22 protein-coding genes are annotated in these 20399 nt (G+C 71.2%); 14 read left to right on the forward strand and 8 right to left on the reverse strand.

Annotated elements, in window-relative coordinates; translation table 11 throughout:
• The first annotated feature begins 108 nt into the window (after positions 1-108).
• Both T9R20_RS05655 and T9R20_RS05660 read left to right on the forward strand, forming a co-directional pair.
• Positions 109-603 (forward strand): pyridoxamine 5'-phosphate oxidase family protein, encoded by a 495-nt coding sequence (locus tag T9R20_RS05655; protein WP_322411564.1) that lies wholly within the window; start codon positions 109-111, stop codon positions 601-603.
• Complete coding sequence (locus T9R20_RS05660; protein WP_322411565.1) at positions 600-1811, forward strand: NAD(P)/FAD-dependent oxidoreductase; 1212 nt, start codon at positions 600-602, stop codon at positions 1809-1811. The genes T9R20_RS05655 and T9R20_RS05660 overlap by 4 nt, the downstream gene beginning before the upstream one ends.
• A 1-nt stretch (position 1812) precedes the next feature.
• On the opposite strand, the gene T9R20_RS05665 is transcribed toward T9R20_RS05660, so the two are convergent.
• Positions 1813-2397 (reverse strand): XRE family transcriptional regulator, encoded by a 585-nt coding sequence (locus T9R20_RS05665; protein ID WP_322411566.1) that lies wholly within the window; start codon positions 2395-2397, stop codon positions 1813-1815.
• Between the two features lie 94 nt (positions 2398-2491).
• Here T9R20_RS05665 and speB point away from each other — a divergent pair, with 94 nt between their 5' ends.
• Genes speB through T9R20_RS05685 form a run of 4 tightly spaced genes read left to right on the forward strand, consistent with a single transcriptional unit; the run spans position 2492 to position 5883 of the window.
• Positions 2492-3454 carry an agmatinase gene (gene speB / locus T9R20_RS05670; protein ID WP_322411567.1) on the forward strand — a complete coding sequence of 321 codons (963 nt, stop codon included), beginning with the start codon at positions 2492-2494 and terminating at the stop codon, positions 3452-3454.
• The gene (locus T9R20_RS05675; RefSeq protein ID WP_322411568.1) at positions 3451-3840 is read left to right on the forward strand and encodes a nuclear transport factor 2 family protein; all 390 of its coding nucleotides are present in this window, start codon (positions 3451-3453) and stop codon (positions 3838-3840) included. Before speB ends, T9R20_RS05675 begins: the two co-directional genes overlap by 4 nt.
• 31 nt (positions 3841-3871) lie before the next feature.
• Positions 3872-5248 carry a purine-cytosine permease family protein gene (locus T9R20_RS05680; protein WP_416182949.1) on the forward strand — a complete coding sequence of 459 codons (1377 nt, stop codon included), beginning with the start codon at positions 3872-3874 and terminating at the stop codon, positions 5246-5248.
• A 5-nt stretch (positions 5249-5253) separates the two neighbouring features.
• On the forward strand, positions 5254-5883 hold the full coding sequence (locus T9R20_RS05685) for a cyclase family protein (RefSeq protein ID WP_322411570.1): 630 nt from the start codon (positions 5254-5256) through the stop codon (positions 5881-5883).
• Between the two features lies 1 nt (position 5884).
• On the opposite strand, the gene T9R20_RS05690 is transcribed toward T9R20_RS05685, so the two are convergent.
• Together T9R20_RS05690 and T9R20_RS05695 are read right to left on the reverse strand one after the other, a co-directional pair.
• Positions 5885-6286: a glucose-6-phosphate dehydrogenase gene (locus T9R20_RS05690; RefSeq protein ID WP_322411571.1), complete on the reverse strand. Its 402-nt coding sequence runs from the start codon at positions 6284-6286 to the stop codon at positions 5885-5887.
• A gap of 22 nt (positions 6287-6308) precedes the next feature.
• The gene (locus T9R20_RS05695; RefSeq protein WP_322411572.1) at positions 6309-6683 is read right to left on the reverse strand and encodes a hypothetical protein; all 375 of its coding nucleotides are present in this window, start codon (positions 6681-6683) and stop codon (positions 6309-6311) included.
• A gap of 55 nt (positions 6684-6738) precedes the next feature.
• Here T9R20_RS05695 and T9R20_RS05700 point away from each other — a divergent pair, with 55 nt between their 5' ends.
• The 6 genes from T9R20_RS05700 (at position 6739) to T9R20_RS05725 (ending at position 12269) form a co-directional block, all read left to right on the forward strand.
• A complete protein-coding gene (locus tag T9R20_RS05700) occupies positions 6739-7254 on the forward strand; it encodes a glycine cleavage system protein R (protein WP_322411573.1) in 516 nt (171 codons plus the stop codon).
• 58 nt (positions 7255-7312) lie between these two features.
• A complete protein-coding gene (locus T9R20_RS05705; protein ID WP_322411574.1) occupies positions 7313-8428 on the forward strand; it encodes an NADH:flavin oxidoreductase/NADH oxidase in 1116 nt (371 codons plus the stop codon).
• 127 nt (positions 8429-8555) lie between these two features.
• Positions 8556-9140: a PadR family transcriptional regulator gene (locus T9R20_RS05710; protein ID WP_322411575.1), complete on the forward strand. Its 585-nt coding sequence runs from the start codon at positions 8556-8558 to the stop codon at positions 9138-9140.
• A 38-nt stretch (positions 9141-9178) separates the two neighbouring features.
• Positions 9179-10891: an ABC1 kinase family protein gene (locus T9R20_RS05715; RefSeq protein WP_322411576.1), complete on the forward strand. Its 1713-nt coding sequence runs from the start codon at positions 9179-9181 to the stop codon at positions 10889-10891.
• Between the two features lie 168 nt (positions 10892-11059).
• Entirely contained in the window at positions 11060-11872 is an 813-nt protein-coding gene (locus T9R20_RS05720) for a cation-transporting ATPase (protein ID WP_322411577.1), read from the forward strand.
• Positions 11873-11969: 97 nt separating this feature from the next.
• Positions 11970-12269 carry a hypothetical protein gene (locus T9R20_RS05725; RefSeq protein WP_416182950.1) on the forward strand — a complete coding sequence of 100 codons (300 nt, stop codon included), beginning with the start codon at positions 11970-11972 and terminating at the stop codon, positions 12267-12269.
• Between the two features lie 20 nt (positions 12270-12289).
• Here T9R20_RS05725 and T9R20_RS05730 read toward each other — a convergent pair whose 3' ends face one another.
• Positions 12290-13291 (reverse strand): lytic transglycosylase domain-containing protein, encoded by a 1002-nt coding sequence (locus T9R20_RS05730; RefSeq protein ID WP_322411579.1) that lies wholly within the window; start codon positions 13289-13291, stop codon positions 12290-12292.
• A 200-nt stretch (positions 13292-13491) separates the two neighbouring features.
• On the opposite strand from T9R20_RS05730, the gene T9R20_RS05735 reads away from it, so the two are divergent.
• The gene (locus T9R20_RS05735; protein ID WP_416182951.1) at positions 13492-14259 is read left to right on the forward strand and encodes an NUDIX hydrolase; all 768 of its coding nucleotides are present in this window, start codon (positions 13492-13494) and stop codon (positions 14257-14259) included.
• Here the strand turns inward: T9R20_RS05735 and T9R20_RS05740 are convergent.
• From T9R20_RS05740 to T9R20_RS05750, 3 genes are all read right to left on the reverse strand, one after another.
• Entirely contained in the window at positions 14231-14761 is a 531-nt protein-coding gene (locus T9R20_RS05740) for a hypothetical protein (RefSeq protein WP_322411580.1), read from the reverse strand. The genes T9R20_RS05735 and T9R20_RS05740 overlap by 29 nt on opposite strands.
• 66 nt (positions 14762-14827) lie before the next feature.
• A complete protein-coding gene (locus T9R20_RS05745; protein WP_322411581.1) occupies positions 14828-17794 on the reverse strand; it encodes a helix-turn-helix transcriptional regulator in 2967 nt (988 codons plus the stop codon).
• Positions 17795-17881: 87 nt separating this feature from the next.
• Positions 17882-18070 carry a hypothetical protein gene (locus tag T9R20_RS05750; RefSeq protein WP_322411582.1) on the reverse strand — a complete coding sequence of 63 codons (189 nt, stop codon included), beginning with the start codon at positions 18068-18070 and terminating at the stop codon, positions 17882-17884.
• A 152-nt stretch (positions 18071-18222) separates the two neighbouring features.
• Between T9R20_RS05750 and T9R20_RS05755 the strand changes: the two genes are divergently transcribed.
• A complete protein-coding gene (locus T9R20_RS05755) occupies positions 18223-19299 on the forward strand; it encodes a DNA glycosylase AlkZ-like family protein (protein ID WP_322412114.1) in 1077 nt (358 codons plus the stop codon).
• 21 nt (positions 19300-19320) lie between these two features.
• On the opposite strand, the gene T9R20_RS05760 is transcribed toward T9R20_RS05755, so the two are convergent.
• Complete coding sequence (locus T9R20_RS05760; RefSeq protein ID WP_322411583.1) at positions 19321-20376, reverse strand: LLM class flavin-dependent oxidoreductase; 1056 nt, start codon at positions 20374-20376, stop codon at positions 19321-19323.
• Positions 20377-20399 lie beyond the last annotated feature (23 nt).

Here is a 20399-nt window from a genome sequence, read left to right on the forward strand (position 1 = left end):
GCCGCCTGCGAATCCGGCGATGGCAGGATGCCCGGAACTTGTCAACCGGGGAGCGTGCGCCCCGGTTGCGGGATGGAATGGGCGCAGACCTCGACGAAAGGGACGGCGATGAACGAGACGGCCACCGAAGACACCGACGCGCAGGACAAGCTCCGCGAGCTGCTGAAGAAGTTCCGCTTCGCCATGGTGACCACGCGCGCGACGGACGGCTCGCTCCAGGCGCATCCGCTGACCGTGCAGGAGGCGGAGTACGACGGCGACCTGTGGTTCGTGATCGCGCGTCACGCGTCCGCGGTGCAGCAGATCCAGGCGGACTCCCGCGTCGGAGTGTCGTTCAGCTCGAACGACGCCTGGCTGTCGCTGTCCGGTCGTGCCGAGGTGGTGAGCGACGACGCGAAGCTGCGCGAACTCTGGAACGCCGGCATCGAGGCCTGGTTCCCGAACGGCCCCGAGGATCCCGAGATCGTCCTCCTCCGCTTCGACGCGGAGGGAGGGGAGTACTGGGACAGCCCCGGTGGCCGGGTCGCCACCCTCCTGGCGTTCGTGAAGCACAAGGTGACCGGCGAGCGCCTCGAGGGTGAGAACGAGAAGTTCGACCTGTGACCCCGGTCCCGCAGGCGACCCGCCGACACCGTGTCGTGGTGATCGGCGGCGGCAACGGCGGACTCTCGGTGGCCGGCCGGCTCGCCCGGCGCGGAGTGACCGACATCGCCGTCGTCGAGCCGCGGAGCGAGCACGTCTACAAGCCGCTCCTCTCTCACGTCGCCGGCGGCACTGCTCGCCTGCACGAGACCACACGTCCTCAGGGGGAGGTGACCCCGCGCGGAGTCACCTGGATCCAGGATGCCGCGAGCGACATCGATCCTGAGCACTCGACCGTGACCCTCACCGGCGGCGACGTCGTCGGATTCGATCACCTGATCGTGAGCGCCGGCGTCCAGCACGACTGGAAGGACGTCCCGGGCTTGTACGCGGCCCTCACCACGCCGGAGGTCGTGTCGAACTACGAGCCGGAGCTGGCGCAGAAGGCCAGCGTGGCCCTGCGCGATCTGCGCCGGGGCACAGCGGTCTTCGTCCAGCCGCCGGAGCCTGCCTCGTGCGCCGGTGCGGGGCAGAAGCCGATGTACCAGGCATGCGACTACTGGCGCGCCACCGGTGTGCTCGACAACATCCGCGTCATCCTCGTCCTCCCCACCCCGACGATGTTCGGAATCCCCGAGATCGACACCGAGCTCGAGCGCGTCGTCTCGCGTTACGGCATCGAGGTGCGCTATTCGACCGAGCTGGCCGTCGTCGACGGCGAGGCGCGCCGGGTCACCCTGCAGTCGCACGGCGCGAGGGAGGACGTCGAATACGACGTGCTCTGCGTGGAGCCCTCGCAGTCGGCGCCCGACTGGCTGAAGGCGACGCCGCTATCGGCGGATTCAGACCCCGGCGGGTTCGTCGCCGTCGACGCCGGCACGCTCCGGCATCCGCGGTGGCCGAACGTCTGGAGCCTGGGGGATGCCGCAGACACGACGAACTCCAAATCCGGTGGCGCCCTTCGCGAGCAGAGCTATGTCCTGGCGAAGAACCTCGCCGCGGTCATCGCCGGACGTCGGCCGACGGCGCGCTACGACGGCTACTCGGTCTGTCCGTTCACCGTCTCGCGCTCGACGGTGGTCTTCGTCGAGTTCGACGATCGCGGGGCGTTGCAGCCGACGATCCCGTTCTGGCGGTCGATGTACCGCGAGAACCGACTGTCGTGGATCTTCGACCGACGCATCCTGCCATGGCTGTACTGGCACGCCATCCTGCCGGGCCGGCTCTGACTCAGGCCGAGCCGCTCCAGGGCGCGGGGACGATCACCCAGAGGACGACGGCGGGTGAGGCTCCCTCCACGTTCCAGGTGTGGGGCTCGCGGCCCGGAAAGGTCAGCGCGTCTCCAGGCGAGAGCGCGATCGTCCGATCGGCGAAGCGCACGGACATCCGGCCCGAGACGACGTGCACCACCTCGACGTCGCAGTTGATCGTGTAGAGCTCCCGCCCTCCGTGGGCGTCGGCGGCCAGCTCGGAGCGCAGCAGCTGCACCCGCTGCTCGGAGCGTGGCGAGAGCAGGCGGTCGTCGACGTGGACGCCGCCCAGGTTGACGCGGGGAGCCTCGTCCCAGGTCACGCGCTGCACCTCGGGCTCGGCGAACAGCGTCCCCATCGGGAGCGAGAGAACCTGGCACAGCTGCACCAGCGTCGACACGCTCGGCGAGGTCTCGTCGCGTTCGACGCGACTGAGGAAGCCCTTCGACAGACCGGTGGTCGTCGCCACCTGGGCGAGCGACATCCCCTGCGCTGTCCGCGCCCCGCGCAGCTTGGCCCCGATCGGAGCCACCCTGTCTGCGGCCGCCGGATGGATCGCCCGCATCGGTCCTCCTCTCGGCGTCGCTCTTGACGCGCAGCGCCGACCCGCGTAGCGTGCAGCGCACTAGTTGCGCCCAGAGTACCAAAGGTTTACCAATATGCAACCCGCCGATCCTTCGCCGCGAGGTCCCGTGGACGCGAGCGTCGTCCCGCGCTTCGCCGGAATCGCCACCTTCGCTCGTCTGCCGATGCTCGACGACGTGGAACGCGCCGACATCGCGGTCGTCGGGGTGCCTTTCGACAGCGGGGTCAGCTACCGGCCGGGTGCGCGCTTCGGGCCGGCGCACGTGCGCGAGGCCTCGCGGCTGCTGCGTCCCTACAACCCGGCGCAGGACGTCTTCCCCTTCGGCGCCCAGCAGGTCGCCGACGCCGGGGACATCGCCGCCAACCCGTTCGACATCGACGCCGCCGTGGCGGAGATCGCGGCGGCGGCGCGCACGCTCGGCGAGAGGGCGTCGCGGCTGGTCGCGATCGGCGGCGACCACACCATCGCCCTCCCGCTGCTGCGCGCGGTGACCGAGCGCCATGGCCCGGTCGCGGTCATCCATTTCGACGCGCACCTGGACACCTGGGACACCTACTTCGGCGCGCCGACCACCCATGGAACCCCCTTTCGGCGGGCGTCCGAGGAGGGGCTGATCGACCTCACCGCCAGCATGCACATCGGCATCCGTGGTCCGCTGTACGACAAGAGCGACCTCAGCGACGACGAACGGCTCGGTTTCGCCATCGTGACCGCCGACGAGATCGAACGCGATGGCGTCACCCGCGCGATCGAGCGGATCCGGGCCCGGGTCGGAGGCGCGCCGCTCTACCTCTCGATCGACATCGACGTCCTCGACCCGGCTCACGCTCCCGGTACCGGCACCCCCGAGGCCGGCGGACTCACCAGCCGCGAGCTCTTGACGATCATCCGGGGCCTTCGCGACCTGCCGATCGTGGGTGCCGACGTCGTCGAGGTCGCGCCGGCCTACGATCACGCGCAGATCACCGCGGTCGCGGCCAGCCACACCGTCTACGAACTGCTCAGCGCCATGGCACCGAAGGGACCCGAGGCATGAGGACCCCCACGCGCGACGAGGTGGTGCAGGCGGCTGACGAGATCATCGCGGCATTCGCGGCGACCGACGGTGCGCGCTACTTCTCGCGGTTCGCGCCCTCGGCGACGTTCCTCTTCCACACCGAGCCGAGACGACTGGGCGACCGCGCCACCTACGAGCGGCTGTGGGACGGCTGGATCCGCGAGGGATGGCGCGTGGTCTCGTGCACCTCGTCCGAGCCGCTCGTGCAGCTCCACCCCGGTGTCGCGATCTTCACCCACACCGTCGACACCACGGTGCAGACCGTCGAGGGCGAGGAGTCGTACCGCGAACGCGAGACCATCGTCTTCGCCGTCGATGACGCGGGCCTCCTCGCCGTCCACGAACACCTCTCACCCCTCGGCTGAAACCCACCCCTCTCTCTTCTCTAGGAGCCCGATGATGTCGCTCTACTCCCGTCTCGATCGTCGTCTGCAGTCCCAATCCGACGACGCCGGTCCCGTCCGCGGGGACTACTCGGTGGGCCGGATCCTGATGATCTGGCTCGCCGCGAACCTCGTGGTGACGACCCTCCTCACCGGCACGCTGTTCGTCCCCGAGGTCGGCTACGGCACGGTCGTCGCGCTGATCGTCGGGGGCACGGTCCTCGGCGCGGCGGTGCTCGTGACCGTGGGTGCGATCGGAACCCGGACCGGGCTTCCGACGATGGCGCTCACCCGCGGTCCGTTCGGCACGCGCGGCAGCCTCCTCCCGGTGGCGGCCAACGTCGTGATCCTCATGGGGTGGAGCTGGGTCCAGGCGATGCTGGCCGGTCTCGCCCTGAACTACATCGTGGCGGCCGTCACGGGCTTCTCCAGTCCGGTGCTGTTCGCCGTCGTCTGCCAGAGCATCGTCGTCGTCCTGGCGATCTTCGGGCACGCCGGGGTCGCGCGGGTCGAGCCGTGGTTCGCCGCGGTCATCCTGGCCATCGCGGTCTACATCTTCGCCGTCTCGTTCGCGTCCTTCAGCCCCGCGGAGTTCGCCGCCATCCCCGCTCCCGACGCGCCGTTCTACACGCCCGGTCTCGTCTTCGACGTGGTGCTCGCCACCGCCATCTCGTGGACGGTCCTCTCCGCAGACTTCAACCGGTTCGCCCGGTCGACCCGCTCGGGCGTCATCGGCTCGGGCGTGGGCTACACGCTGTCGACGGTGATCGCCATGACGCTCGGCGCGACGGCGATCGGGTACGTGGTCCTCAGCGGCGGCGAGGCGATCCCGTTCGACCCCGCGACCGTGGTGGAGCCCTTCGGCGCCCTGTTCGCGGTGGCGATCTTCCTCTCCGTCATGGCGACGAACACCATGGTGGTCTACGGCATGGTGACCACCGTGGTCAACGCGGTGCCGGGGTCGCGCGTGCGATTCCTGCCGACTGCGCTCGTCGTAGGTGTCCTCTCGATCATCGGAGCGACGTTCTTCGGGCTCCTGGATCAGTTCACGACGTTCCTCGTGACGATCAGTGCGCTGTTCGCTCCGGTGTTCGCGATCATGATCGTCGACTATTACCTCATCAAGCGGGGGGAGTACGACGACGACATCCTCCGGCCCACCGGCGGCCGGTACTGGTACACGGGCGGCGTCAACGTCGTCGCCGTGATCGCCTGGGCGGTCGGCGCGACCCTCGCCTATGTGTGGGCCTACGTCTGGCCGCTGCCGTTCGGAGCCACGGTGCCCGCCTTCGTCGTCACCTTTCTGCTCTACCTCCTCGTCTCCCTGCCCACCCGTCGCACGGGGAGGTTCGCCGCCGAACGCCACCTCGTCGCCAGCCGATCGGATTGAGCCCGGTGATCCACGATCTCAGCCATGTCGTCCACGACGGGATGCCGGTGTATCCGGGTGATCCCGAGGTGCGCATCGGCGCCGGTCTGACGATCGCGTCCGACGGCGTCGAGGTCGCCCGGATCTCGATGGGGACGCATACGGGAACGCACGTCGACGCCCCGTCGCACACCGTCGCGGGCGGGCGGACGATGGCGTCCGTGAGCCTCGACGAGCTCGTGGGGGAGGCGATCGTGCTCCGGGTCCGGGCAGGCGACGGCGAAACGTACGGCTGGAGCGACCTCGATCCAGGAGGCGCGCTGCCCGACATCCTTCCGCCGATCGTCCTCATCAGCACGGGGTGGGATGCCCTGTTCGCCGATGATCGGCGGCGACTGCGGCACCCGGCGCTCGACCCCGCCGCGGCGCAGATGCTGGTGGACCGCGGGGTGCACGTCCTCGCCGTCGACACCCTGAGCCCCGACCCGACAGGAGGAGCGGCCTTCCCCGTCCACGACATCGTCCTCGGCGCCGATCACCTCATCGTCGAGAACCTCCGCGGGGCCGCGGCGCTGCCCGATCGGGTGCGGGTGGGATTCTTCCCCCTGAAGGTCTCGGGTGACGGTGCGCCGGTGCGCGCCGTCGCCTTCACCTGAGTCAGGCGATCCGCTCGCCGCACATCCCGCAGATCCCGGTCGCCGACACCTCGATGAAGCAGTCGGGGCACACGGGGCGCGGCTTGTCGTCCACGACGCGGCGCTGCGGTGCGGCCCGCTCGCGCGGAGCGCGCTCGGCGCGCGCCTTCCGTGCCGGTGACGGCGCGGTCGGGGGAGGCGGCGCGACGGCCGGCACGTGGCCGGCGCAGTAGAACCGCACGAACCCGGAGTGATGATTCGGATGCCGGTGCTTGACGGCGAACAGGGCGGTGCGTTCCCACGGCGCGACATCGGCTGCGCACCCGGCGCAGCGGGCCGGATCGCCCGGGGCGACGTCAGCGGCGGGGACCGGGGTCTCGAAGGGAAGCGCGTCGCGCCAGTCCGCAGAGGATGCGACTCTCATTTCGGTGGGCCTCCCCGAGGTGTCACCGGCTGTCGGATTCCATCGTAGGCGCTGCGGCTGGATCGGCGTCCTCGGGGAAGGCGGCCGTCAGTGACCATCGGGTGACGCGTCGGAGGACACCGCGTAACGCGAGAGCCTCCCGCCGGGCGACGACCACGCCGTCGACCGCGTGGACGTCGATGGCGAGCGGCGGCGGCTCCCCGAACTTCGGGATCTCGATCTCGATCCAGACGCCCTCGCCAAGCGGGATCCGGGGCCGCGCGGTGCCACCGCCGATCACGGTGCTCTCCGTCGCGCGGGCGATGATCGCGAGGGCGGCGATCTTGTCCACGGCGTCGGCGGCGACGAGGGTGGCCACGGCCGCCCCGGGGTGCGGTGCGTCGGACGAGGATGCCATGGGCCCAGTCAACCAGCCCCGGGCGGCGAGGGGTCCGGAGTCGTACGCTGAGTCCATGCCCACCCTCGTGCTCACCCTCGTCGGAACCGACCGTGCCGGTCTCGTGGCCGCGGTGGCCGAGGTGATCGACGCCCACGGCGGCAACTGGGAGCACAGCGAGCTGGCCGAACTCGCCGGTGCGTTCGCCGGGGTGGTGCAGGTATCGGCGCCCGAGGGCGGAGTCGACGACCTCCGCGCGGCACTGGCCGCGCTGCCGGGTCTCGTCACCGTGAGCGTTCCCGCCCAGGGAGGCGGGGCCGCGCGCGACACGACGTCGCGGCCGCTGTCCTTCACCGTGCTCGGCAACGACCACCCCGGCATCGTCCACGAGATCTCCGCCGCCCTCGGCTCCCACGGGGTGAGCATCGACCGGATGACGACCCAGACCCGCGACGCGGCCATGGCCGGGGGGCGCCTGTTCGAGGCGACGGTGTCCGCCGTGGTGCCGCCGACGGTCGAGGTCGCCGACGTCATCGCCGACCTCGAACGGATCGCCGCCGAGCTCCAGGTCGAGGTCGCGGCACGCGACTGACTCCGCCGCGGGAATTCCCCGCCGCGCCCGCCGTGTTGCGATCCTTGGAGGTACCCCCGTGACATCCCCCCTTTTCCACCCGCTCGCTGTTCGAGGCATCACCCTCGCCAACCGGATCGTGATGGCGCCGATGTGCCAGTACTCGGCCGACCCCGATGGTCCCGACGTCGGCGCACCGAACGACTGGCACATCCAGCACTACGGATCGCGCGCGCTCGGCCGGCCCGGACTCATCATCGTCGAGGCCACCGGCGTCAGCGCCGAGGGGCGCATCTCGGCCTACGACCTGGGCATCTGGAACGACACCCAGGTGGCCGCCCACCGCCGACTCACCCGGTTCTTCCGCGACAACGGCGTGGCCGCCGGCATCCAGCTCGCCCACGCAGGCCGGAAGGCGAGCTCACCGCGGCCCTTCGAGGGCCCGTTCGGTAGCAGCGAGCCGCCCGCCGACTGGCAGCCCGTCGCCCCCAGCGCCGTCGCGTTCGCGCCCGGCAAGCAGGTGCCGCTGGCCCTGGATCGTGCGGGGATCGACGAGGTCGTCTCGCAGTTCGCCGATGCCGCACGGCGGGCCCGCGAGGCCGGCTACGAGGTCATCGAGATCCACGCGGCGCACGGCTACCTGCTGCACGAGTTCCTCTCGCCCGAGTCGAACACCCGCACCGACGAGTACGGCGGATCGTTCGAGAACCGGGTGCGCCTCCTCGAGCGGGTGGTGGATGCCGTCCGGCGGACGGCCGGCGAGGCCACGCCGATCTTCGTGAGGATCTCGGCGACCGACTGGGTGGAGCCGGCGGGCTGGACCGCCGACGACAGCGTGGCGCTGGCCGCGAGGCTTCGCGAGCGCGGCGTGGACGTCGTGCACGTCTCGACCGGCGGCAACGTCGCCGACGCCCGTATCCCGGTCGGGCCGGGCTACCAGGTGCCGTTCTCGCGCCGCATCCGGCAGGAGGCCGGCGTGCTCACCGCTGCCGTCGGACTCATCCGCGACCCCGACCAGGCCGAAGAGATCCTGGATGCCGGCGACGCCGACCTGATCGCCCTGGCCCGGGAGTTCCTCCTCGATCCGCTCTGGCCGGTCACGGCGGCACGACAGCTGGGGGAGGAGTGGTCCCTCGCGCCGCAGTACGAGCGGGCGGAGATCCTCGCCCGCCGCGATGAGCGGACGAAGGTCTGAGCCCGGCGGGTCGCCGGCGCCGCAGCATCCCTGCGAATTCGCTCCGTACCGCCCGCTGGCGATGCATAACGACATATCGTTGAGTATCGCTCGACGTCGCGACCGCGGCGGAGCGAAGGAGGTCATCATGAGCAACTCATTCTTCGGCGATGCATTCTCGGGTCGCGGCGGGTCCGCGTCGGGATGGCCGATGTCGAACATCGCGGAGGCCATGGACCAGCTGCGCTCCGCCTTCGAGAAGGGTGTCGGAAGCGGTTCCGCTCCGCGGATGAACCGCGGAGACGTGCGCACTGCCGTTCTCACCCTTCTGCTGGAGCGGCCGATGCACGGCTACCAGATCATCCAGCTCATCGAGGAGCGCAGCGGCGGGAGCTGGAAGCCCAGCGCCGGGTCGGTCTACCCCACCCTCCAGCTCCTCGCCGACGAGGGCCTCATCGAGGCTCAGGAGGCGGACGGTCGCAAGACCTACAGCCTGACCGAGGCGGGGATCGCCGAGGCGGAGGCCGCCGCCGAGCGCGGGGCGCCGTGGGAGTCCAGCTCGTCGGCGCGTCGCGAGTCGCCGCGGATGACAGCCCTTCCCAAGGCCGGTCTCGATCTGGCGCAGGCTGCCGCACAGGTCGCCCGCACCGGCTCGTCGGCGCAGGTGGACGAGGCTGTGGCCGTCCTCGAGGATGCTCGCCGTAGGCTCTACTCCATCCTCGCCCAGAGCTGATCTCGACGCCGCACGTGCGTCGGCGTCCAGGAGAATCGATGACCGACGCCCCATGGATGCGCGCCCGCTACCGCCGCATCACCCGCTTCGCGCTGCGCGTCATGCTGCAGACGTGGTGGTGGGAGCTGTTCCTTCCGAGGTTCGGACTGACTGCTCTCGTGGCGCGCGGACGCGCGCGTCGGATGCGACGCATCGCCCAGAGATTCCATGTGCTGGCTGTGGATCTCGGCGGGCTCATGATCAAGGTGGGGCAGTTCCTCTCGTCGCGCCTGGACATCCTCCCGCCCGAGATCACGAAGGAGCTGGAGGGGCTGCAGGACGAGGTGCCCCCGGTCGCGTTCGATCGCATCCGCGCGCTCGCCGAGAGCGAGCTCGGCGTCCCCCTCGAGCGCGCCTTCGCTTTCGTCGACCCGGATCCGGTCGCCGCGGCGTCCCTCGGGCAGGCGCATCGCGCCCGGCTGTCACCGGACGACGCGGCTCTCGCCGGCTTCGCCGACGTCGTGGTGAAGGTCCAGCGCCCCGGCATCGACCAGATCGTCGACGTCGACCTTCGGGCCCTCCGCAAGGTCGGGGTGTGGCTGAGCAGGGTGTCGCTGGTGTCCAAGCGCGTGGACATGCCCGAGCTGGTGGAGGAGTTCGCCGAGACCTCGCTGCAGGAGATCGACTACCTGCAGGAGGGCGCGAACGGCGAGCGGTTCGCGCGCGACTTCGCCGATGATCCGCGGGTGACAACCCCCGAGGTGGTGTGGGAGCGGTCGACTCGCCGGGTGCTGACGCTGCAGGACGTCACGGCGATCAAGATCAACGACCGTGATGCGCTCGTCGCCGCCGGGCTCGACCCCAGCGAGGTCGCGCTCGCATTCGCCTCGGTGATGTTCCAGCAGCTCTTCGGGAACGGCTACTTCCACGCCGACCCGCACCCCGGGAACATCTTCGTCACCCCCTCGCATGCGGAGCCCCGCAGCGGGGATGAGGAGGGGGCGGCACCCGGCTGGACCCTCACCTTCATCGACTTCGGGATGATGGGCCAGGTCCCCGACTCGCTCAGGGCGGGCCTTCGGCGCCTCGTGATCGCCGTGGCCGCACGCGACGGTGTCGGGCTCGTCGACAGCATCCGCGAGGTGGGGGTGCTTCTGCCTTCGGCCGACACCGCGGAGCTCGAGCGGGCGATGACGCAGCTGTTCGCCCGGTTCGGCGGCATGGGATTCGCCGAGCTGGCCGAGGTCGATCCCCGTGAGTTCCGCGACTTCGCGATCGAGTTCGGCGATCTCGTGCGCGCCCTCCCCTTCCAGCTGCCCGAGAATTTCCTCCTGGTGATCCGGGCGATGTCCCTGACCTCGGGGGTCTCGAGCGCCCTGGATCCGGCGTTCAACATCTGGGAGGCCGTAGAGCCGTATGCCGCCACGCTGCTGCGCGAGGAGCGCGGCAACGTCCTCCAGGCCGTCACCCGCCAGGCCGTCGACACCGCGGGGCTCATCACACGCCTTCCCCGCCGCATCGACAAGCTCGCCACCCGCATGGAAGAGGGGCGTCTGGCCGTCGACGCGCCCCGGGTCGACCGGCGGCTGGCGCGGCTCGAACGCCTCGGTCGCCGCATCCTCTCCGCCGTCCTGTTCGGCGCCCTCCTCATCGGGGGCATCCTCCTGCGTCCCGACGACCCGGTCTTCGGGACCATCCTGCTCCTCGCCGCCGTGCCGCCGCTTCTCCATGCGCTCCTGGCGGGCGTACTGGGGTCCCGCGGGCCGGTGTGATGAAGGCGCGATGGTTTCAAGCGAATCCATAGGTCGGCGTCGGTAGCGTGGTGCGCGCAAGGGGAGTACTCCCGATCGCGGTGGACCCGTCAGTACGAACGCCAGGTGGCGTTCCGGCCCACCGGCCCGTGAGGGTGGAGGAGACCTTGACGTTCAGAAGGGATCGTCATGAGCAAGCTCTCCAAACTCATCGGCATGGCAGCCAAGGCCCTGGACAGCCAGGGCGGCAGCACCCAGGGGGCGTCGTCCTCGTCGTCGGACTGGCGCGGCATCGTCCGCAGCGCCGCCGGTGCCCTGACCGGTGACGGCCGGCCCGCCGCCGGGACGGCACCTGCGACCCCGTCCGCGTCGCCGGCGCCGCGGAGCCGACCGTCGACCATGCCCCCGGTCGCCGGCTCGCCGTCCCGGCCGAGCGAGGCCGACCGCGCGGCGATCGCCCGCTACGACTACCTCATGCAGACGGCCGATCCGCACCAGGTCGAGCAGATCCATCGCGAGGCGTTCGCACGGCTGACCCCCCAGCAGCGGCAGCAGATCGAGTCGCGCATGCGGACCGAGTTCCCGCCGTCCGAGCGCCCGCGGTCGGCGGCCCCCGAGGATCTCGCCCGCGCGGCGGGACGCGCGGAGGCCCTGCGTCCGGGCCGCATGCGGGGGCTCCTCGGCCGCGTCGGCGGCGGTGCGGCGATGGTCGGGGCCGGCGGTCTCGCCGTCGGCGTCCTCGGGGCCGTGGCAGGGGCCGCGGTCGTCAGCTCGGTGGCCGCCCCGCTCCTCGAGCAGGCCGCCGGATTCGGCGTCGACTTCGATGCCCTCGCCGACGGCGTCGATCTCACCGGCCTCGCCGACGGCGTCGACGCCTCGAGCTTCGCCGAGAGCGCGGAGGGGATCGTCGGGGGCACCGGCGACGTCGTGTCGGGGTTCGGCGATCAGGTCTCGAGTTTCGGCGACCAGTTCGGCTCGCTCGGCGACCTGTTCGGGCGCTGAGTCACGCCATCCGGTCGCGGCCGGGTCATCCGTGATCTGCGGCAGACCGTGACGCGGATCGACCCCGTGGGCGTCCGGGTCTGAGACCATGGAGGTCGTGCACGTGGTATCGCTGGTGGTGAACCTCCCCATCGCGAAACCGGACGCGCTCGCCGTCATCGCCCTGGTGTCGGACGGTGAGGTGCTCGACGCCGGATCCGCCGACCCGCGGGTGTGGGTGAGCCCTCGGTCGTGGGCGATGGTGGATCTGCCGCGTTTCGCCGAGCCGCCGCCGTTCGCCGTCGACGTCTGCTCGCACGAACCGGCGGCAGCGCGCGAGGACGCCCGACGGCTCGCCGTCGCCCTCGAACGCGTCGGCTGGCGGATCGAACCCTTCGGTGATCCGCCAGCCGAGTGACGTGCGATGCCGCCTCGAGGTCAGTACCAGCCGACCGACTGCGAGTGGCTCCATGCGCCGCAGGGGGTGCCGTAGCGGCCCGAGATGTAGCCGAGGCCCCACGAGATCTGCGTCGCAGCGTTGGTCTGCCAGTCGGCGCCGGCCGAGGCCATCTTGCTGCCGGGGAGGGCCTGAGGGATGCCGAACGCGCCGCTCGAGCGGTTGTAGGCCTGGTAGTTCCAGCCCGACTCCTTGTTCCACAGCGACACCAGGCACGAGAACTGGTCGTCGCCCCAGCCATAGTTCCCGAGCATCGCGCGGGCGGTCGCCTGCGCACCCGCGGGGCTGTTGTCGCCGCCGGTGCTGCCGCCGGTCGGGATGAATCCGCCACCGCTGCTGCTGCCGGCCGAGGTGCTCTCCGCCAGGGCTGCGGCCTCCGCGGCTGCCGCGGCGGCCGCGGCTTCGGCCTCGAGGCGCGCCTTCTCGGCGGCCTCTTCCTCAGCCTTCTTCGCCAGAGCGCCGTCGAGGCTGCCGCGCAGCTGGCTGACCCGCTGATCGACCGCGGCCACGGCCTCGGTGACGTCGTCGGCGATGTCGGGGAGGAACGCGGCGGGAAGGATGTCGGCGGACTCGAGTCGATCGAGGGCCGCCTCGAGCTCCGCGGTGTCGACCGTGGGATCGGCGTCGCCGATGTCGAGGGCGGCGGCCTGGATGTCGGCCTCGATCGTCTCAGCGGCCGCGAGGGCCTGGCCGGCCGCGTCGGTCGCCGTGGCGTCGATACCGGCCGTCTCGCCCTCGGCGGCTCCGTCCGCTTCGCCCGAGACGAGCGGCGAGGCCTGGGAGGTCGAGTAGGAGGCGAGGGTGACCGGCCCGAAGGCGGTGGTCGTCGAGGCGGCCGCGGTCGGGGCGGTCGCGGTGATGCCGATCGCTGCGAGGACCGAGAAGCTCAGGCCGGCGACGACGAGGGCGGGCCGGCGACGAGAGCGCCGGTCAGCGGCGCGACGGGCGCGGCGGGCGGAGGTGGTCGTCGTGGTGGAGCGCATGAAGTACCGGTTTCGTGTCGGGGGATGCGTCTTCGGGTGACGCGGCACGCGCCCGGGCGGGGCACAAGTCCCCGAGTCTGGTGCCTGAGTCTGGACGCTTCCCGTGCGTTACCTGAACGTGATCTTCCGCGCCCCGGTTCGGAAAAGTCCTGATCGCGGGACCGCGGGGCGGATGTCGGGGTGCCGCGTACGCTGTCAGGGTGACTCCAGCTCCGGCGGCGGACGCCGCGCGACAGGCTCTTCGCGACCTCGTCCGCGCCGCTGCGGTCGACCCACGACGCGGCCTGGGCGACCGGGTGGCGGGGCTTCCCGGGGTCGCGGACGCACGCGACGCGGCCGTGCTGATCCTCTTCGGAATCCTCGACGCCGAGCCGAGCGCCGCGGGTGACAGCGCCGTGGCCGACGAGGTCGACACCGTCTCGCGCGACCTGGACGTCCTGCTCCTCGCCCGGGCGCTCACCCTCCGCTCGCATCCGGGGCAGATCGCCTTCCCCGGCGGACGCGTGGACGATGACGACGACGGGCCCGTCGGCGCGGCCCTGCGCGAAGCGCAGGAGGAGACCGGTCTCGACCCCGACGGAGTCGAGGTCCTCGGCACGCTCGGACAGATTCCGCTGGAGTACTCCCGGCATCTCGTCACGCCCGTCATCGGATGGTGGCGCCGCCCGTCCCCGGTGCGGGTGGTCGACGAGGCCGAGTCGGCGCACGTCTTCCGGGCGCCGGTCGCCGACCTTCTCGACCCGGCCAACCGCGGGGTGACCGTCATCCGTCGCGAGGGCCGCGAGTGGCGCGGGCCGGGCTTCCTCGTCCGGGATGGCGCGCGCGAGCACCTGGTCTGGGGCTTCACGGGAATGCTGCTGGACGGCGTGTTCGACAGCCTCGGCTGGACGCGTCCCTGGGATGCCTCGCGAGAGCTCCCCCTGCTGCTGCCCGAGGAGGCTAGCCGCCCATCTCCGGCAGCGGGGTGATGACCGCGAGCGACCCGGCTTCCTGGCAGGCCGCCGTGGCCGCGTTGATGGCGTCGATGTAGCCCTGGTTCGAGCCCGACGGGTCGGCGGCGGCCTGCACCTGGACCTCGTAGATGAAGGGCGTGATCTCGGTGTCGTAGGTCGGCATGTACACCCAGGCGTCCTGCAGGGCCTGGAGGCGCGAGACGTACTCGACCTCGTCGATCCGCCTGGTCTGGTACTCGAAGTTGGTGCGGATCGCCACGCCGCTGAGCGCGCTGATCTGCCCGCATTCCCACGCGAGCACCGGGTCCGGGCCCGTCGGCGTCGGGGCGATCGGCGCCGTGGGTGTGGGCGTCGGTGTCTGACCGTCCGCCGCGATGCGTTCGACGATCCCGCACCCCGACAGGGCGCCGGTGATGGCGAGGCTCGCCCCTGCGACAGCCAGAACCCGCATGATGCGGCTCGGCACCCGGCCCGTGTCGCGGTCGCCCGCCGTCGCCCATCCGTGAAGCGCTCCCATGCGGCATCCCCCTCTTCCCGCCGCCAGCCTACGAGCACTGACAGCGTTGGCGGGAGTGCGCCCGGATCACACCGTGTGAGGGGAGCCCGAGCGCCGGCCGAATCGGGCAGCGGCCTCCGCGCGATTCGCCGCCCCCACCTTCGCGAGGATCGCAGAGACGTGCACCGACGCCGTCTTGGGACTGATGTAGAGGCGTGCACCGATCTGCGCATTGGTCAGACCTTCGGCGACGAGTTCGAGCACCTGACGCTCGCGGGGCGTGAGACCCGTCAAACCTCCGTCGTCCGACGTTTCCACGGCGCGACCGGTGGGTCGGCGAAGGCCCGCGCGATCGGCCAGATGATCCGCCCAGCGTGCGATCCTCGCGACCCCGAGCCGCGGGGCGTCGGCGGAGATGGCTGCGAGGTGCGTCGCCGCGGTATCGCGGTCGCCGGCATCGATGAGCGCTGCGGCGAGGCTCAGTCGGGCGATCTGATGGTGTCGCACCGGGATGACGCCGATCTGCGTCTTCTCGACGACCTCGTTCCACCGTCGCACCCGTTCCTCGGCATCGCGGTGGTCGGCGTCGGCGAGCGTGGCGTCGATGACGTCGATGATCACCGGTGTCACGCCCGTGCGCGGCCACTCGCGCATCGCGCCGTCGATCGCACGGCGAAGCGAGGAGACGTCGATGGATGCGTCGCCGCCGACGTCTGCAGGCGACAGTGCGCGCACCATCATGGCTGCCGCGACCGTCGCGTATCGCCGCGCCCCCGCGGCGTGCCCTTCGCCGATGACGTGCCGGATGCTGTCGATCCGCTGCACCCAGGGATCTCGGCTCTTCTCGTCGAGTGTCGTCCGCAGCCCGGACGAGGACAGCAGGACCGCGTCGACCGCCTCCACCTCCCACCAGTCGTGCTTCCCAGGAACGGCTCGACGGACCTCGTCGATCATGGCGCGCTCGGCGGCCAGCAGGGCTTCACGCTCCGTGAGCTGATCGTTCCAGGAGTAGTGGGTCGCGAGGAGGCGGATGACGGAGGCGCGCGAGGGTCTGTCCAAGAGTCGTCGTGCGCGCTGGGCGTACCGCTTCGCCTCGTCCGGTCGTCCGCCGCAGAACTGGGCGTGGGCGATCTGCATGGCGATCGATCCCCCCGCGCCGCGTTCGATCCCGCCGCGGACGGCGTCGGCGAAGAGACGCTCTCCGACGAGCGCCGCCTCGTCATAACGCCCCAGCCGGGCCAGCAGGTCGATGTATGCGGCGCCCACGTATGCCCGCACCGCGGGATTGACCCGGAGCCCGATCGCCCGCTCGAGCGGCGTCAGCGCCGCGACCTCGTCGCCGTCGCTGTCGGAGTGCAGCCAGGACTCGTTCACCAGGGCGACGGCCAGGGCGGCGTCATCCCCGGCGCCCTCGGCGAGGTCGATGGCCCGCCGCAGATAGTCCTGTGCCCTGCCGTCGCCGAGCTCCAGCGCGAGATTCGACAGGATGCGCGAGTGCAACACACGCGCGTGGTCGGTGTCGATCCCCTCGAGCAGGCTGATGGCCTCGAGCAGTTCTTCGCGCTGCGGGTCATGGTGCGTGTTGAACTCCTGCACGAACTTCTGGCGGATCAGCGCCGCGCGGACGATCGGATCCTCGGGCTCCGCGGCGAGGCCCTCGAGCGCCGCTCGCAACGCACGATCGGGGTCGCCCAGGTCGTGCCAGTCCTGCGCGGCGCTGAGATGAAGTGCCGCCAGCGTCGTGCCCGATCGCATCGCCGCATCGGGCACCTGCCCCCACAGTTCCGTCAAGCGTTCGGCGAGCTTCACCGACGTTGCGGGAGCGAACGTCGCGCGTGACTGCTCCAGCGCCCGCACGGTTGCGTCGAACGCCGGCCCGAGTTCGCGCGCGACGAGCCAGTGCTCGGCGATCGCGGACACCGCTTCCGGTGCGTCGCCGCGATGGTCGGTGAGGTGACGGGCGAAGCGCCGGTGCACGCGAACCCGCTCACTGGGCAGCATCTCGTCGTGGACGGCCTCCTGGGTCAGCGCGTGCCGGAACGTGTAGCCGGAGGCCTCGGCGACGATGACGCGGGCATCGATCGCGTCGCGGAGAGCCTGGTCGAGGGTCCGCTCGTCGTGCCCGGCCACCGCGGTCAGCGTGTCGTGCTCGGTGTGCATGCCGCCCGCGGCCATCACCCTCACGATCTCCTGCGCGGTGTCGTCAAGCCTGCTGTATCGCGCGAGGACGAGCTCGCGCAGTGTGTCGGGGAGGTGCGCCTCGCCGAGATCGACGAGCTCCTCGACGAGGAAGGGGATCCCGCCGCTGCGGTCGATGAGGGCCCGCAGCTCGGTCTCGGGAGGATCGACCCGGGCGAGGAGGCTGACCTGCTCTGCCACCTCGCCGGGGCTCAACGGCAGCACCTCGACCCGGACGATCGCTCGCGTCCGGTCGAGTTCGGCCAGGACGGGACGCAGGGGATGGAAGCGGTCGATGTCATCCGAGCGATAGGTCGCCACGATCGTCAGGTGCCGACCGCGCAAGGTGCTGGCGAAGGTCTTCAGGAGTGCCAGCGTGGCCGCATCCGCCCACTGAAGGTCTTCGATCACGACCACCAGGTGCCGGCTGGCCGACAGGTTCTCCAGCACCACCTCGATGGCCTCGGCGAACTGACCGATCAGCTCTTCGGGCGAGGGGATCTCGGCGGTGACGCCGGGAACGAAGGCGGCGATGGTCGCCAGGGCGGCGGGCGAGCCCGCTGCATGGCGGAGCGCTTCGGTTCCGACAGCGGCGTGGAGGTCGCGCAGGACCCGACGGATGGGCCCGAAGGGTGCGCCGATCGGACCGAGATCGACGCATTGACCGACGGCGACCACGACCGGCAGATCGGGGCGCTCGCGGCGCCCGGCCTCCCTGACGAACTCCTGGATCAGTCGGGTCTTGCCGATGCCCGCCTCGCCACGCACGATGACGGATCGAGGTGTGCCGTCGCGGCCGTCATCCAGGGCGCGCAGCAGCGCACCGAGTTCGTCACCACGACCGACCATCCGAGGGCTCGAGGCGAGGGTGGGCATGCTCATATCGTGGCACTCACCTCCGACAGCGTCGACGGGATCCGCGTGCCGTCGGACCGGTCCCCAGCGCGGACGGGCGGGCTCGGATCATGCCGCGGGTCCGGCGAGCCCGAACCGGCCGGCATGCGGTGCCGATCGGTCGGCTCGGGGGCCGTCGGCCCGGGGTTCGCCCCCCTCCGTCCGCTGGGCCCGGGCCTCACGCATCCGGAGCTCGGCGCGAAGCGCCTCCGCACGCTGTGCCGCGATCCGGCTGGCGGCGTACGTCATCGCGTCCATGTCGCTCTCCCGTCCTCAGGTCTGACAGGGTCGACTCTGCTCCCTAAGGTGGCCGCCCCCCATCGGGCGATCGCCCTATTTCGGGGCCACGCGATCACGTCTGGTCTGAGGGCAGCTGCGGCGTCGGCGCCTCGGGCCATACTCGACGGATGGTGCACCGACTCAGCCGCGACCAGGCGCGACGCATCATCGTGCGCGCGCAGCTGCTCGACGCCGACCGACCCGGCGATGTCGTCGAGGTCGCCGAGCAGCTGGGATACGTCAAGATCGACCCGACCGCGGTCATCGCGCCCTGCGAGCACACCGTGCTGTGGTCGCGGATCGGATGGTCGTACGAGACCGGACAGCTGAAGAAGGCCGTGGAGATCGACCGGCTCCTCTTCGAGTTCCAAGGCGCGTTCCGCCCCATGAGCCTGCTGCCGCTGCTTCGCCCGGGGATGCGCCGGCACCCCGAGCGCGAGAGCAGCCGGCAGTGGCTCGAGGCGAACGCGGGGTTCCGCGCCGATGTCCTGGCGCGGCTGCGGGCGGAGGGTCCGTTGACCTCACGGGAGATCCCCGACACCGCCGCCGAGGCGCGACGGCCCGACGGATGGTCGGGGTCGAATCAGGTGCCGCTCATGCTCGACCTCCTCGCGCGGCGGGGCGAGGTGGCGGTGTCGCGGCGCGAGAGTCGCAGCCGGGTGTGGGATCTCGCCGAGCGCGTGTACCCCGCCGGTCTCCCCGAGATCGACGACGACACCGCCGCAGCCGAGCTCGAGACCCGGCGGCTGAGGGCCGCGGGCCTCGCCCGCGAGAGGTCGGGATGGACGCGGGTGGGCACGGCGGGCGAGCCTGCCGAGGTCGAGGGATCTCCATGGAGATGGCGCGTCGATCCCGAGGCGCTCGACGCGGCCGACATCGACGTCGACGGTCGCGTGGCCCTTCTCAACCCCTACGACAGTCTGCTGTTCGATCGCCCGCGCCTGACCGAAGCCTTCGACTTCGACTACGTGCTCGAGCAGTTCAAGCCCAGGGGAGAGCGGCGGTACGGGTACTTCGCCCACCCCATCCTCCTGGGTGACCGCTTCGTCGGGATGCTGGATGCCGAGCTCGAGCGCGACGCCGAGGTGCTGCGGGTCAACGCGGTCCACGAATTCCTCCCGTTCGAGCGGGAGGAGACCGACATCGTCCGCGCCGAGATCAGCGACCTCGCCGACTGGCTCGGCGTGCGCCTGACCGGGCTGGACTGAACGGCCCGGCGGGAGGCGGGATCAGGCGGTGCCGAGCGACACGGGTGCCCGCTCGGTGGAGGGGATCCAGCCCAGCGACGGCGCAACGTCCCTCGCGAACGACTCGACGAGACGCAGGTTGAACGCGACCCCGAGCTGGCTCGGGATGGTCAGCATGAGGGTGTCGGCGCTCATCACGGCGGCGTCCTCGCGCAGCTGCTCCACGAGCACGTCGGGTGCGGCGGCGTAGGTCTTGCCGAAGGTGGAGCGGAAGCCGTCGATGTAGCCCACGCCGTCGCCGTCCTGCCGGCCGCCGAAGTACAGCTCGTCCTCCGCGCTCGTGATCGGGAAGATCGACCGGCTCACCGAGACGCGGGGCTCGCCGGGGTGACCCGCCTCGCGCCACGCGGCGCGGAAGGCGTCGATCTGCTCCGCCTGGAGGATGTCGAAGGGAAGCCCCCGGTCCTCAGTGAGGAGGGTGGATGACATGAGGTTCACTCCCATGCGGCCGGCCCATTCGGCGGTCTCGCGGTTTCCGGCGCCCCACCAGATGCGCGATCGCAGGCCGGGGGAGTAGGGCTCGATGCGCTGGAGGCCGCTGCCGCCGCCGAAGGGGCTCGACGGGTCGCGCTCGGCGATCCCGTTGCCCTCGATCGCGTGCAGGAACGTCCCGAAGTGGTCGCGGGCGAGGTCTGCGCCGCGGGGATCCTCCGCGCCGGTGTATCCGAAGGCTTCGTACCCGCGCACCACCGTCTCGGGTGACCCGCGGCTCACGCCGAGGGCCAGTCGGCCACCGCTGATGAGATCGACCGACGCAGCCTCCTCCGCGAGGTACAGGGGGTTCTCGTAGCGCATGTCGATGACCCCGGTGCCCATCTCGATGTGCCGCGTCCGAGCCGCGATCGCCGCGAGGAGCGGCATGGGCGAGGACTGCTGGCGCGCGAAGTGGTGCACGCGGAACGAGATGCCGTTCACCCCGAGGTCATCCATCCCCTGCGCGAGGTCGATGGCCTGGAGCATCGACTCGCCGGCGCTCAGCTGCCGACCTCCGCCGAGCGGACCGTAGTGACCGAACGAGAGGGTGCCGAAACTCTTCATGCGAGGAACAACCCCCGCCGGCC

This window comes from Microbacterium invictum (genome assembly GCF_034421375.1).
Classification (GTDB): Bacteria; Actinomycetota; Actinomycetes; order Actinomycetales; family Microbacteriaceae; genus Microbacterium; species Microbacterium invictum_A.